Raw genomic sequence first — 13,310 nt, 5'->3', positions numbered from 1 at the left:
GTGCAGGCCCCTGGCTGGCAGGGGCCGGTGTTTCGTCAGGCGGCGGAAAGGACCCGGATCGGGCTCGGCTGGGGCTTCCTGAGGGTTTGCAGCAGCAGCGGGTCATCGTCGAGCCAGCCGAGTGCGGCCAGGTTCAGTCGCTCATCGAGCAGTGCGCAGATCGCCAGGGCGGCAGCGGCACGGTCTTCCCTGGCTTCGCGGATCGCATTCTCAATCTCTTTTCGCAGTTTCATCTCGTCATTCCTAAGCGCCGGGGTGGATGGCATGGCCCCTCGTCAGGCGTGGGGCAACTCACGGTGGGTGTCGCATAGGTACGTGGAACCGGGAGGACGACGCGTCTTGCCGCCGCCGCATCCGCTCGAACGAAACGTGGCGCCCGGCATCCTCGGCCGGCGCGTGGCGCGAGGGGAGGCCGGGTGTTCTCCACGCTTTCCAAGGTCGCTTTGGCAGATTAACGGTGTCTTAAGGGACCGGCGGGCCCGCCGACTTCGGAAAATACCTACCGGTATTGCACGTCGAGCGGCCGGACTGGACTGCTGGCGGATGAGCCGGCGACACGGTGGGAGCCGCCGGCCGCGCCCGGAGCAAGCCGGGTGGTCAGCCCTGTGCCGTTAGGCGCCCGGAGGTTTTCAGGAGGTTGATCTCGTTCTGCAGCAGCGGGTCGTCGTCGAACCAACCCTGCGCGGACAGCCCCAATCTGGATTCGAGCAGCAGACAGATGGCCAGCGCAGCATTGGCGCGGTCTTCGTTGGCTTCGCGAATCGCAGTCTCGATTTCCTTGCGTAGTTTCATCGTCTCGTACCTGTGGGCGTGGCCCCTGGTTGTGCGTGGGCGGCAAGGTTGCGCGCTCCCCGCAGGGATTCGGAACAGCGGTGGCAAGCCGGTCGCTGTCGCTGACGGCCCCTTTTATATTCCTATTTGGTCGCCGGAACTTTCCTATCCGGGTCCTCAATAACCTGAGTGGCGGTCTTGTGCGCAATGTCGCGGATAGGGCGTCCTACGCCAGGCTGCCGTCCGGCTATCTGGACATTTACCGGCTACCTGTAGGAGTGAGCTTGCTCGCGAACTGCACTCTGCCGTGTTGGGCTGTTCATGCGCCGCTTCGGCGTGTGTTGAGAGATTTTGTTTCGCCCCCTCGGGCGAGTTACTTCTTCCAAACGCCGAAGAAGTAACCAAGAAGGCTTGCCCCTACATCCGGGTCCCGCTTCGCGGGACTTCCCTCGCTCCATCGAAGTTTCAGGGGCGCGCGTCGACGGGCCATCCATGGCCCAACGACGCTCTCGCGGCATCCATGCCGCTCAACCCCTGAAACTCCGATTCCACTCGGCCTCCTGAAGGGGCGCTCGGAGTGCGCGGATGTTTCTCTGGAAGTCTTTAAATCCAGAGCCAGAGCCAGAGCCAGAGCCAGAGCTATGCGGCGCATATGCTCTCGTAGGAGCGGACTTTGTCCGCGAAATCTATCGCGGCGAAATTTGTGCTTCCAGGGAAGCGCAGATGCCAGTCGCTGCAGGACCGAGGGGACACCCAGTCCTTGCTCGCGAACCGTAGCTGATCGCGGACGGAGTCCGCTCCTACAAGAGCTGCATGCTTCCGTAGGAGCGGACTTCGTCCGCGATGCTCTTGTAGGGCGAATAACGCGCAGCGTTATCCGCCGTGATGGGTATCGCTTCGCTCCACGCCATCCTACGAAGAGCAATCCAGCATGAAGCAGCCAAAGTCCCAGGCGCGAGCAGAGTCCCGTCAGGAGGCCGAGTGGAGGTATTGCGCAGAGGGGCGAGCGGCATGGATGCCGCGAGAGGCGTAAAGGGCCAGGGACGGCCCTTGTACGCCGACCCTCGGAGCGATACCGGAAGGAGGGAAGTCTGAGCGAAGCGAAGACCCGAATGCCGGGACGAGCCCTTTTGGTTACTTTTCTGGCGTTTGAGAAAAGTGACTCGCCCGAGGGGGCGAAACAAAATCTCTCAGCACACACCGAAGCGACGCAGAAACACCCAACCCGAAGCAAACAAAATCGCGGGCCAGGCCCGCGATTCGTCCACCACACGGAACGATGGGTATCGCTCCGCTCCACACCATCCTACGAAGAACCCTCCGGCCCGGAACTCAACACCGGCCACTGCTGATAGGGCACCCAAACCACGCCCTGCCATTTCAACACCGACAAGGTCGTCGGCCCTTGCAGTATTTCCCGACGCGGCTCGCCAAAGCTGATGGGGTGCTGGTCGCGCAGGGTTGGGATGACGTGCAGCGAGAGCCACTGGCGGATGCTGCGGTTTTCCGGGTGGAAGTAGTGGATCAGCGTGGCGTACACCGCCGATTCGCCGAGCAGCAGTTCATCGATGTACTCGCCGCTGCCATCGAGCATCCAGGCGTGGCGGAACTGGTCCTCGTCCAGGTTGCGCTCCACGCGCTCGGCCAACAGCGGAAAGCCGATCAGCCGGCCCAGGTCGTGGGCGCAGAACCAGCACTGGTCTTCCAGCAGCACAGCGCGCAGCTGGCGCTTGTGGCGGGTGAAAACGGTGGGGATCAGGACCTCTTCAGACATGGCGCACCTCCGGGGTGGAGGGGGAAGAGGGCGGGTACAGCGAAGCGCCTTCGGGGCGAAGGCTGGGGGTGAAAGGCATATCCATTACCTCTGGTCGCTTCTTAGGGCGTAATTGGAGTCGGGAGCTAAGAAACCCACCAGAGACGGGCCGGACGTATTCCCCTTGCGGGTCTTGTATTAGCCCACTCCCGACAGCGCGAGTGACCTTTTCTGCGGACGTGGCTAGACCTACGGACGCAAAAAAGCCGCAAAAGCTATCGGGTGCGGTGGACCGCTCTGGTTCAGGCGTTTCTTAGGCGCCGGATACGAGGGTAGGGGGGGATTATGCGTACGTCAATATGGGGCGGAGAAAGGGCATCTCCGCCCCCAAATTACTATTGCTGCAATATTGAGAGTATGCCTCGCTTGATATCCAGCATGGCTGAGTTCCCTGTTCCTCTTGGCGGTGTAGGGTATGCTTTTATAAAGTCACTCATTATTTTTTCAAAATAGCCTTGACTGAGATCTTTAGAGTCTCTTGCGTTTTCAATAAGGCTATTTAAGGATTGAATTACTCCGCCATATCCAGATGTGCGATAAAAATAATCAGTAGGATACTGGTTTTCATCTTTCTCTAGTGCTGAATTTATTGCACTAAAGACGTTTGAGATTATTTTTCTTAATGCCCATTCTTCTTTGTTTTCATAAAACTTTCTGGTTTCACTATTGGTTGCTGTGAGCGATTTTATTAGCTGGTCGATGAAGGCGGATTGAGAAAGGGTCTCTGAGTCTTCTACTTTCTTTCCAAGGATCTTTATTTTTCTATAGAATGGTGATTGCTCGTCATCGTTTAGTGATTTTACGATTTCGTGACAGCTTTTCTCTATGCTTCTATTTGGATTTAATGAGAATAGATCATAAATCAGAGATTTCGATACTTGCTTTTGATTGCTGTTGATTGTTGTGAAGATTGTTGCTTCAGAATAGATGTCAATTTCAAAAACGAAAACAATAAGAAGCTCAATTAGTTCTAGCTTTTCTGGCGCTATTTGTTGAAGCTCTCTGAGTCCTAGTACGCGATGCTGGCCATCAAGTATGTGGCCGATTATATCTGCATTGGAATCAATTCTGAGTTCGTTGGGGGTAACAGAAACTGCCGAACTAGATGCGGAGACAATGATAGGGGTCGGAATTATTGCTTCGGGCTTTTGGAGGTATGACTCAATATCCCGGATTCTTTTCTTGTCCTCGTCCCGCTGGATTCCGAGCTCTGAACTGTCGCTTCTTCTTCTGACTTCAAGACGGTTAATTACATCAGCGGCATTGATTGTGCATGCGTAAAAGCTTCCGCCTGGCTGATTGTATTGAATATAGCTGTAAGTATTCATTATATAAACCCTTATAGCGTGAAGCCGTCAGAAGTGCTGGTTTTTTTGGCGGAGTCTTGAGTCAGTTTGTCGGTGCTATCATTAATTTCTTTTAGCACCGCCATGCCGGACTCATCCTCTTCAAGCTTCCAGAGGCTGACGGACGTCAGAATTGAAGCAGTATAAGCTAGCCAGTGCAGAGCTTCTTGGGCGCAAGAGACAAATGTTGGGCTTTGAATTAGCTTCAATGATATTACGGCGTCTAGTATTCCTAGTACTGCTGCAAATAGAAGAAGCTTTGACTTTCTGTGTTTGTTGGATATCTCTTTCTTTTTTCCATATTCGCGGACTAAGAAAAATGCCGAGCTTGCAAGCAGGGATGTCGCGAAGATTATGAAATTTCCTTGCTGTGCTTGTCTGTTCAGTTCGTTGAGTGCGTCTTTCCCATCCCACCAGGCGTTAAAGATGGAAAGCATTGCACCTAACTGGCCAAGCAAAACTGCAATGAAGAGAAACCAACCTAAGCTAACGAGATTCTTAGGCGAGAAAAAGTTTTTTAGTCGTTGGCACATGCCGTAGTCCATCATTATAGAAAAGCCCCGCACTAGGCGGGGCTTTTCGCTTTCTAATCACTGCCCCAAAATCCATTTCGGTCTACAGCGTTTTCTAATGGTCTTGACTTGCGGTCTTGCTACTACTTCCGTCAGTCCCAGCTCAGCGCGCCGCCGGTCTGGTACTCGATCACGCGGGTCTCGAAGAAGTTCTTTTCCTTCTTCAGGTCCATGATTTCGCTCATCCACGGGAACGGGTTGCTGGTGCCCGGGTATTCCTCTTTGAGGCCGATCTGGGTCAGGCGGCGGTTGGCGATGAACTTGAGGTAGTCCTCCATCATCGCCGCGTTCATGCCCAGTACGCCGCGCGGCATGGTGTCGCGAGCGTATTCGATCTCCAGCTGGGTGCCTTGGAGGATCATCTGCGTGGCCTCGTCCTTCATCTGGGCATCCCACAGGTGCGGGTTTTCGATCTTGATCTGGTTGATCACGTCGATGCCGAAGTTCAGGTGCATGGATTCGTCGCGCAGGATGTACTGGAACTGCTCGGCGGTGCCGGTCATCTTGTTGCGGCGGCCCATGGAGAGGATCTGGGTGAAGCCGCAGTAGAAGAAGATGCCTTCCAGCACGCAGTAGTAGGCGATCAGGTTGCGCAGGAACTGGCGGTCGGTCTCCGGGGTGCCGGTCTGGAACTTCGGATCGGAGATCGAGCGGGTGTACTTGAGGCCCCAGGACGCTTTCTTCGCGACGCTCGGGATCTCGTGGTACATGTTGAAGATTTCGCCCTCATCCATGCCCAGCGACTCGATGCAGTACTGGTAGGCGTGGGTGTGGATCGCTTCCTCGAAGGCCTGGCGCAGGATGTACTGGCGGCACTCGGGGTTGGTGATCAGGCGGTAGACGGCCAGCACCAGGTTGTTGGCGACCAGGGAGTCGGCGGTGGAGAAGAAGCCGAGGTTGCGCATGACGATGCGGCGCTCGTCTTCGGACAGGCCGTCCTTGCTCTTCCACAGGGCAATGTCGGCGTTCATGTTCACTTCCTGGGGCATCCAGTGGTTGGCGCAACCATCCAGATACTTCTGCCAGGCCCAGTCGTACTTGAAGGGTACGAGCTGGTTGAGGTCGGCGCGGGCGTTGATCATCTGCTTGTCGCCGACCTGTACGCGGGCAGCGGAGCCTTCCAGATCGTCCAGGCCTTCCTGGATGTCCAGGGCGTCGAGGGCCTGCTTGGCACGGGCGACGGCGTCGGAGTCGGCGGCGGAAACGGCGCGGGCTTCCTCGACGGAGCCGGCGGCTTCGGAGTCGAGTTTGTCAGCGTTCTGCGCGGCGGCCTGGGCGACTGCCGGGGCGGCCTTGGTTTCGGTGGCGTCTTCTTTGTCGAATTCGTCCCAGCTCAGCATGGGTCCTCTCCTGTTCTGGATGGCCGTTCTGTGGCGGCCTGATGTCTGGTGGCGTGTGGTGCACGCTAAGAGCTTGTGCTTCTTCCGCTCTACGAAAGTCCGTGACGGAGGAGGCTGTTGTTCTGTGAGGAAGGGGGCCTTTAAGAGCCCCTCACCCTAGCCCTCTCCCAGAGGGAGAGGGGACAGTCCGTGCGGTCTGCCGTTTCGGTGTCAGCGCCGCCGAGGCGGCGCGCTCACCTTATTGGCAGGCTTCGCAATCCGGATTGTCGATGCTGCAGGCCTTGGGTACAGGGGCCGGCTGCGGCGCGGCGGCCGGAGCGGCTTGCAGGCCTTCGTCGCTGCCCGCCGACACGGCGTTGAGCTTGCCGGTGTTGATGGTGGACTTCTCGGTGCTGGTAGCGGCCAGGGCACGGAGGTAGTAGGTGGTCTTCAGACCACGGAACCAGGCCATGCGGTAGGTCACGTCCAGCTTCTTGCCCGAGGCGCCGGCGATGTAGAGGTTCAGGGACTGGGCCTGATCGATCCACTTCTGGCGGCGGCTGGCGGCGTCGACGATCCACTTGGTCTCGACTTCGAAGGCGGTGGCGTACAAGTCCTTCAGGTCTTGCGGGATGCGCTCGATCTGCTGCACGGAGCCGTCGTAGTACTTCAGGTCGTTGACCATGACTGGGTCCCACAGGCCACGAGCCTTGAGGTCGTGAACCAGGTAGGGGTTGATCACGGTGAACTCGCCGGAGAGGTTCGACTTCACGTAGAGGTTCTGGTAGGTCGGCTCGATGGACTGCGATACGCCGGTGATGTTGGCGATGGTCGCGGTCGGCGCGATGGCCATGATGTTCGAGTTCCGAATACCTTTCTGTACGCGGGCACGGACCGGCGCCCAGTCCAGGGACTCGGTCAGGTCGACGTCGATGTACTTCTGGCCACGGGCTTCGATGAGGATCTGCTGGGAGTCCAGCGGCAGGATGCCCTTGGACCACAGGGAGCCGTTGAAGGTCTCGTAGGCGCCACGCTCGTCGGCCAGGTCACAGGAGGCCTGGATGGCGAAGTAGCTGACCGCTTCCATGGACTTGTCGGCGAACTCGATGGCCGCATCGGAGCCGTACGGGATGTGCTGCAGGTACAGCGCGTCCTGGAAGCCCATGATGCCGAGGCCTACCGGGCGGTGCTTGAGGTTCGAGTTGCGAGCCTGCGGGACCGAGTAGTAGTTGATGTCGATAACGTTATCGAGCATGCGCACGGCGGTCTTCACGGTCTTCTCGAGCTTGGCGGTGTCCAGCTTGCCGTCGACGATGTGGTTGACCAGGTTGATCGAGCCCAGGTTGCAGACGGCGATCTCGTCGGCATTGGTGTTCAGGGTGATCTCGGTGCACAGGTTCGAGCTGTGGACCACGCCCACGTGCTGCTGCGGGCTGCGCAGGTTGCACGGGTCCTTGAAGGTCAGCCACGGGTGGCCGGTCTCGAAGAGCATGGACAGCATCTTGCGCCACAGGTCCTTGGCCTGGACGACCTTGAACACCTTGATCTTGTTGTACTCGGTCAGGGCTTCGTAATACTCGTAGCGCTCTTCGAAGGCCTTGCCGGTCAGATCGTGCAGGTCCGGTACTTCGGACGGGGAGAACAGGGTCCACTTGCCGTCGTCGAAGACGCGCTTCATGAACAGGTCCGGAATCCAGTTCGCGGTGTTCATGTCGTGGGTGCGGCGACGGTCGTCACCGGTGTTCTTGCGCAGTTCGAGGAATTCCTCGATGTCCAGGTGCCAGGTTTCCAGGTAGGCGCAGACGGCGCCCTTGCGCTTGCCGCCCTGGTTTACGGCGACGGCGGTGTCGTTCACCACTTTCAGGAACGGAACCACGCCCTGGGACTTGCCGTTGGTGCCCTTGATGTAGGAGCCCAGCGCACGCACCGGAGTCCAGTCGTTGCCCAGGCCGCCTGCGAATTTGGACAGCATGGCGTTGTCGTGGATGGCGTTGTAGATGCCCGACAGGTCGTCCGGAACGGTGGTCAGGTAGCAGCTGGAGAGCTGCGGACGCAGGGTGCCGGCGTTGAACAGGGTCGGGGTCGACGACATGTAGTCGAACGAGGAGAGCAGGTTGTAGAACTCGATGGCGCGAGCTTCACGGTCCTTCTCTTCGATGGCCAGGCCCATGGCCACGCGCATGAAGAAGACCTGCGGCAGTTCGAAACGGATGCCGTCCTTGTGGATGAAGTAGCGGTCGTACAGGGTCTGCAGGCCGAGGTAGGTGAACTGCTGGTCGCGCTCGTGGTTCAGCGCGGCGCCCAGCTTGGCCAGGTCGAACTCTTTCAGCTTGCTGTCGATCAGCTCGAACTCGGCGCCTTTCTCGACGTAGGCGGCCAGGGCCTTGGTGTAGAGGTCGGCCATCTCGTGGTGAGTGGCGCTCTCGGCCACGCCCAGGAAGCCCAGGGCTTCTGCGCGCAGGGTGTCCATCAGCAGGCGGGCGGTGACGTAGGAGTAGTTCGGCTCGCGCTCGACCAGGGTACGGGCGGTCATCACCAGGGCGGTGTTGACGTCCTTCTCGGCGACGCCGTCGTACAGGTTCTTCAGGGTTTCGCGTTCGATCAGGTCGCCGTCGACTTCGGCCAGGCCTTCGCAGGCTTCGCGGATGATGGTCTGCAGGCGGCCCATGTCCAGCGGCTGGGTGCTGCCGTCGGCCTTGGTGATGCGGATGCTCGGGTGCGGCTGGGCGATGTCGCTGGCGGTGCCGGCGTTCTTGCGCTCGTTGGCACGGGCTTCGCGGTAGATCACGTAGTCGCGGGCGACTTTCTGCTCGCCGGCGCGCATCAGGGACAGTTCGACCTGATCCTGGATCTCTTCGATGTGGATGGTGCCACCGGAGGGCATGCGGCGCTTGAAGGTCGCGGTGACCTGTTCGGTCAGGCGGCGCACGGTCTCATGGATGCGCGACGAGGCGGCAGCGGTGCCGCCTTCCACGGCGAGGAACGCCTTGGTGATGGCTACGGTGATCTTGTCATCGGTGTAGGGAACTACGGTGCCGTTGCGCTTGATCACGCGCAGCTGGCCCGGCGCGGTGGCGGCCAGATCCTGGACGGATTCGGCGGCCTGCGGCGCGTTGGCCTGCGGGTTCTCGCGAGTGGTGTCGATTTGCATGGGTGGTTGTCTCCACGTTCTCGTAATTGGTGTGTTACTGGCACCTGGGGTGCCGGCCCGAAAAATAAAGAGCGAAAAGAGCAGTGGCCCGCGGCAGGACCGCGAGCTGAAAATTCTCTGAGCAGGGGGATTGAGACCCGAAGCGCCTCCCTGGCCCAAGTCGGGTGCCGGCTTTACGGGCCGGGACCACAATACCTAGTGGTGTTGAACGTATCGTTGCAACACCCGTACCGCGTTTCCATCGACATGAATCGCTCCTTGCGGGTCGCCCCGCCTGGTCCATCAGTACGGCTGGAATTACGTTGTGGGTGAACCGGAGGAGCCATGGAAAAGGCTCGCGACTTCGACTTTCTTCTTGTGTCCGGTTCACGGTGGCAACCCCAAGATGTAGGGGTATGCCGCAACGGGGATACAAGATAATGCGCTAGTGGGGGGTTTGCAAGGAGAGGGGCGTGGGAAAAGCTGTGGATAAAATGTGGGTGAAATGTGGGTGAAGCCGGGTAACTCGCGCCAGCCCGCGTGCTGAGGGCCTTTCACCGTTCGTCGTGCTTGATGACAGATTTTTCACTCAACGGGGTGGCGTCGCGAGGGGGTGAACACTACCACAATATGTAGTGTTTTTGCCGCAGCAGGACTTGACCTTTTCGGGCATTGTCTGCCTATGCCGTCGGCGTGCGACGGCGCGGGCAATCTGGCTACAATGCCGGCCGCTTTCGCGGGCTTTCTGCTTCAGTCATGGATAGGGCCCGCCGTGCATCAGGAGGCAAGGTGGAACAAGAAGCGCGCATTCTCATCGTCGAGGACGACCAGCGACTGGCCGAGCTGACCCAGGATTACCTGGAGAGCAATGGCCTGGCGGTTGCCATCGAGTCCAACGGCGCGGCGGCGGTGGAGCGGGTGCTGGCCGAGCGGCCGGACCTGGTGGTACTCGACCTGATGCTGCCCGGCGAGGATGGCCTGTCGATCTGCCGGCGCCTGCGCCCGGACTACGACGGCCCGATCCTGATGCTGACCGCGCGCACCGACGACATGGACCAGGTGCAGGGCCTGGAGATGGGCGCCGACGATTATGTGTGCAAGCCGGTGCGTCCGCGCCTGCTGCTGGCGCGCATCCGCGCCTTGCTGCGGCGCTCCGAGCCGGCCGAGGCCGCTCCGGTGGCCGGCGGCAAGCGCCTGACCTTCGGCAAGCTGGTGATCGACAACGCCATGCGCGAGGCCTGGCTGGACGAGCAGACCATCGAGCTGACCAGCGCCGAGTTCGACCTGCTCTGGCTGCTGGCGTCGAACGCCGGGCGCATTCTGTCCCGCGAGGAAATCTTCAACTCCCTGCGCGGCATCGAGTACGACGGCCAGGACCGCTCCATCGACGTGCGCATTTCGCGCATCCGCCCGAAGATCGGTGACGACCCGATGCACCCGCGCCTGATCAAGACGGTGCGCAGCAAGGGTTACCTGTTCGTCGGGGAGCTTTGAGGCATGGCCGGGTGAGTTTCGTGCTCGGGCTGGCCCTCACCCCAGCCCTCTCCCGGAGGGAGAGGGGGCTGTCTGTACCGGCTGCCAGTTGGGTTTCAGCCTGCAAGCTCTGGTGTAGTGGAAGCTTGGGGCGTGGGCCGGCTGGAGCGCTGAGCTTCGCGCATACTCCGAACAGTCCCCTCTCCCTTTGGGAGAGGGTTAGGGTGAGGGCGCTCTTCATCAGCACTGCCGTCCCCCGGAAATACCACCCATGAAATCCATCTTCCTGCGCATCTACGGCGGCATGCTGCTGACCCTGGTGCTGGTGGCCGCCCTCGGCGTGCTGACCTTGCACCTGGTCAACGAGGTGCGCGGCGAGCGTTACCGCGAGGACCTGGCGCGCGGCACCTTCCGCCTCATGGCCGACGAGCTGTTGCCGATGACCGAGGTGGACCGCAAGCGCTCGCTGATCCAGTGGAGCCGTCTGCTGGGCATTCCGCTGAAGCTGGTCAGCCTGGACGGGCTGGGCATGGAAGGGCGCAGCCGGGCGCGGCTGATGAACGATCAGGTGCTGGTGCAGGCCGAGGAGCCGCACCGGGTGCGCGCGCTCACCCAGGTCAGCGCCGCAGAGGGGTTGATCCTCACTGGCGAGGTGGAGCAGGTCAGCGAGCAGTTGGCGCGGGCCACCATCTACCTGCTGATGGACGAGCTCAAGCGTTACCCGGCCAGCGAGCAGCCTTACCATCTGGCGCGCATCGTCCGCGACAAGCGCTTCGGCTACGAGGTGCACCTGCTGAGCATCAAGGAAGTGGACCTCGACGACGACCAGAGCCGCCGCGTGGAGGAGGGCGACACGGTGATGGCGCTGGGCAAGGACGGCGACTCCATCCGCGTGCTGGCGGGCATCATCGATACGCCCTGGGTGCTGGAAATGGGCCCGATCTACCAGATGAACTCCTATCCGCCGCAGCTGCTGTCGATCATCGTGATCGTCGCCCTGAGCCTGATCGGCCTGACCCTGTACCTGCTGATCAGTGGCCTGGAGCAGCGCCTGCGCAGCCTGGAGTCCGCCGCCACGCGCATTGCCCGCGGCAGCCTGGATACCCGCGTGGAGGCGCGCGGCGCCGACTCGGTGGGGCGCCTGGCGGGGGCGTTCAACCACATGGCGGAGCAGTTGCAACTGTTGCTGGCGATGCAGCGCGAGCTGGTGCGCGCGGTGTCCCACGAGTTGCGTACGCCGGTGGCGCGCCTGCGCTTCGGCCTGGAAATGATCGAGTCGGCGGAGACCGATGCGTCGCGGCGCAAGTACATGGAGGGCATGGATGGCGATATCCAGGACCTCGACCAGCTGGTGGACGAGATGCTCACCTATGCGCGCCTGGAGCAGGGTTCGCCGGCGCTGACCTACCAGCGCCTGGAGCTGGCCGCCCTGGTGGAGCAGGTGGTGTCGGAAATCGCGCCGCTGCGGCGGGAGATCAGCGTGACCATCGAGCCGGGGCCTCTGGTGCCGTTCGACCAGGGCAGCTGGGTGGAGGCCGAGCCGCGCTATCTGCACCGCGCCCTGCAGAACCTGCTGACCAATGCCTTGCGCTATGCCGAGGGCCGCGTGCGGGTCAGCTTCCGGGTCAGCGTGGATCGCTGCCAGGTGGATGTCGAGGACGACGGCCCTGGCGTGCCGGAGGCGCAATGGCCGCGCCTGTTCCAGCCGTTCTTCCGGGCCGATGACAGCCGTGCGCGAGTCACGGGCGGGCATGGGCTGGGGCTGTCGATCGTGCGGCGGATCATCCATTGGCACGGCGGGCGGGCATTGATCGCGCGTAGCGAGAGCCTGGGCGGCGCCTGCTTCACGCTGGTCTGGCCGCGCCGCCAGGCGCCCAAGGTCGAGTGAGTTTTTGCAGCATTTGACCTTTAGGTCAGAAAATGCAGAATGCTGCCGATGCCGCCGTTTTGCCGGTGGCCATTCCGGTCTGCGCTGCCTTCTCCCTTTCGCGTGACTTATCCCATGAGGGGTATTGCAGCTTTACGGCTATCGTTATGTAATTTTGGTTATAGCGTTCCGTCCGGTCTCGTAGCCCTGATAACGACAACCCCCGCTGGAGCATCACGATGAAACACCGCTTGGCCCGTCTTTCCCTGCTGGTCGCTTCCTGTTTCGCCGTGCATTCGGCGCTGGCCGATGAGGTGCAGGTCGCCGTCGCCGCCAACTTCACCGCGCCGATCCAGGCGATCGCCAGGGACTTCGAGAAGGACACCGGGCACAAGCTGGTTGCCGCCTACGGCGCCACCGGGCAGTTCTACACCCAGATCAAGAACGGCGCGCCTTTCGAGGTGTTCCTCGCCGCCGACGACAGCACGCCGAAGAAGCTGGAAGCGGAGCAGGAGATCGTCCCCGGCTCGCGCTTCACCTACGCCATCGGCACCCTGGCGCTGTGGTCGCCAAAGGACGGCTACGTCGACGCCAAGGGCGAGGTGCTGAAGACGGACGCGTACCAGCACCTGTCCATCGCCAACCCGAAGGCCGCGCCCTACGGCCTGGCCGCCACCCAGGTGCTGGGCAAGCTGGGCTTGAAGGACAAGGTCGCCGGCAGGATCGTCGAAGGCCAGAACATCACCCAGGCCTTCCAGTTCGTCTCCACCGGCAACGCGGAACTGGGCTTCGTGGCGTTGTCGCAGATCTACAAGGATGGCAAGGTGACAGGCGGTTCCGCGTGGATCGTGCCGGCCAACCTGCATGACCCGATCCGCCAGGACGCGGTGATCCTCAACAAGGGCAAGGACAGTGCCGCCGCCAAGGCGCTGGTCGAGTACCTGAAGAGTCCGAAAGCCGCCGCGGTAATCAAGTCCTACGGCTACGAAATCTGACGTTTTCCCCATCGACGCAAGGAA

At 60.9% G+C, this 13,310-nt stretch carries 10 protein-coding genes; 3 read left to right on the top strand and 7 right to left on the bottom strand.

Annotated features, from left to right (window positions below):
• Nucleotides 1-35 precede the first annotated feature (35 nt).
• The 7 genes from ACQ5BL_RS07640 to ACQ5BL_RS07610 all read right to left on the bottom strand — a co-directional run bounded on the left by ACQ5BL_RS07640 (nucleotide 36) and on the right by ACQ5BL_RS07610 (nucleotide 8,972).
• Nucleotides 36-233, bottom strand: coding sequence for a hypothetical protein (locus ACQ5BL_RS07640; protein ID WP_207888395.1), 198 nt, complete (start codon nucleotides 231-233; stop codon nucleotides 36-38).
• Between the two features lie 364 nt (nucleotides 234-597).
• Nucleotides 598-792, bottom strand: a complete 195-nt coding sequence (locus tag ACQ5BL_RS07635; protein WP_243809088.1) for a hypothetical protein — start codon at nucleotides 790-792, stop codon at nucleotides 598-600.
• A 1,285-nt stretch (nucleotides 793-2,077) separates the two neighbouring features.
• A complete protein-coding gene (locus ACQ5BL_RS07630) occupies nucleotides 2,078-2,545 on the bottom strand; it encodes a BRO-N domain-containing protein (RefSeq protein WP_243808431.1) in 468 nt (155 codons plus the stop codon).
• 374 nt (nucleotides 2,546-2,919) lie between these two features.
• On the bottom strand, nucleotides 2,920-3,912 hold the full coding sequence (locus tag ACQ5BL_RS07625) for a DGQHR domain-containing protein (RefSeq protein ID WP_243808432.1): 993 nt from the start codon (nucleotides 3,910-3,912) through the stop codon (nucleotides 2,920-2,922).
• Nucleotides 3,913-3,923: 11 nt separating this feature from the next.
• Nucleotides 3,924-4,478, bottom strand: a complete 555-nt coding sequence (locus ACQ5BL_RS07620) for a hypothetical protein (protein WP_430293058.1) — start codon at nucleotides 4,476-4,478, stop codon at nucleotides 3,924-3,926.
• Nucleotides 4,479-4,594: 116 nt separating this feature from the next.
• The gene (locus ACQ5BL_RS07615; RefSeq protein WP_207888480.1) at nucleotides 4,595-5,842 is read right to left on the bottom strand and encodes a ribonucleotide-diphosphate reductase subunit beta; all 1,248 of its coding nucleotides are present in this window, start codon (nucleotides 5,840-5,842) and stop codon (nucleotides 4,595-4,597) included.
• A gap of 238 nt (nucleotides 5,843-6,080) precedes the next feature.
• Nucleotides 6,081-8,972 (bottom strand): ribonucleoside-diphosphate reductase subunit alpha, encoded by a 2,892-nt coding sequence (locus ACQ5BL_RS07610; protein WP_243808434.1) that lies wholly within the window; start codon nucleotides 8,970-8,972, stop codon nucleotides 6,081-6,083.
• Nucleotides 8,973-9,740: 768 nt separating this feature from the next.
• Here ACQ5BL_RS07610 and ACQ5BL_RS07605 point away from each other — a divergent pair.
• The 3 genes from ACQ5BL_RS07605 (at nucleotide 9,741) to modA (ending at nucleotide 13,286) form a co-directional block, all read left to right on the top strand.
• Nucleotides 9,741-10,445, top strand: coding sequence for a response regulator (locus ACQ5BL_RS07605; RefSeq protein ID WP_207888478.1), 705 nt, complete (start codon nucleotides 9,741-9,743; stop codon nucleotides 10,443-10,445).
• Between the two features lie 250 nt (nucleotides 10,446-10,695).
• Complete coding sequence (locus tag ACQ5BL_RS07600; RefSeq protein WP_243808435.1) at nucleotides 10,696-12,312, top strand: ATP-binding protein; 1,617 nt, start codon at nucleotides 10,696-10,698, stop codon at nucleotides 12,310-12,312.
• Nucleotides 12,313-12,530: 218 nt separating this feature from the next.
• Entirely contained in the window at nucleotides 12,531-13,286 is a 756-nt protein-coding gene (gene modA / locus ACQ5BL_RS07595) for a molybdate ABC transporter substrate-binding protein (protein WP_243808436.1), read from the top strand.
• Nucleotides 13,287-13,310 lie beyond the last annotated feature (24 nt).

This window comes from Pseudomonas sp. B1-22 (genome assembly GCF_050474425.1).
Taxonomy (GTDB): Bacteria; Pseudomonadota; Gammaproteobacteria; order Pseudomonadales; family Pseudomonadaceae; genus Pseudomonas.
This window is presented reverse-complemented; position numbering and strand designations above follow the sequence as displayed.

Bases quoted from the DNA above. Each gene is read 5' to 3' on its own strand.
- ACQ5BL_RS07630 (WP_243808431.1), bottom strand. From the start codon at position 2,545: ATGTCTGAAGAGGTCCTGATCCCCACCGTTTTCACCCGCCACAAGCGC.
- ACQ5BL_RS07625 (WP_243808432.1), bottom strand. From the start codon at position 3,912: ATGAATACTTACAGCTATATTCAATACAATCAGCCAGGCGGAAGCTTT.
- ACQ5BL_RS07620 (WP_430293058.1), bottom strand. From the start codon at position 4,478: ATGATGGACTACGGCATGTGCCAACGACTAAAAAACTTTTTCTCGCCT.
- ACQ5BL_RS07600 (WP_243808435.1), top strand. From the start codon at position 10,696: ATGAAATCCATCTTCCTGCGCATCTACGGCGGCATGCTGCTGACCCTG.
- ACQ5BL_RS07615 (WP_207888480.1), bottom strand. From the start codon at position 5,842: ATGCTGAGCTGGGACGAATTCGACAAAGAAGACGCCACCGAAACCAAG.
- ACQ5BL_RS07635 (WP_243809088.1), bottom strand. From the start codon at position 792: ATGAAACTACGCAAGGAAATCGAGACTGCGATTCGCGAAGCCAACGAA.
- modA (WP_243808436.1), top strand. From the start codon at position 12,531: ATGAAACACCGCTTGGCCCGTCTTTCCCTGCTGGTCGCTTCCTGTTTC.
- ACQ5BL_RS07610 (WP_243808434.1), bottom strand. From the start codon at position 8,972: ATGCAAATCGACACCACTCGCGAGAACCCGCAGGCCAACGCGCCGCAG.
- ACQ5BL_RS07640 (WP_207888395.1), bottom strand. From the start codon at position 233: ATGAAACTGCGAAAAGAGATTGAGAATGCGATCCGCGAAGCCAGGGAA.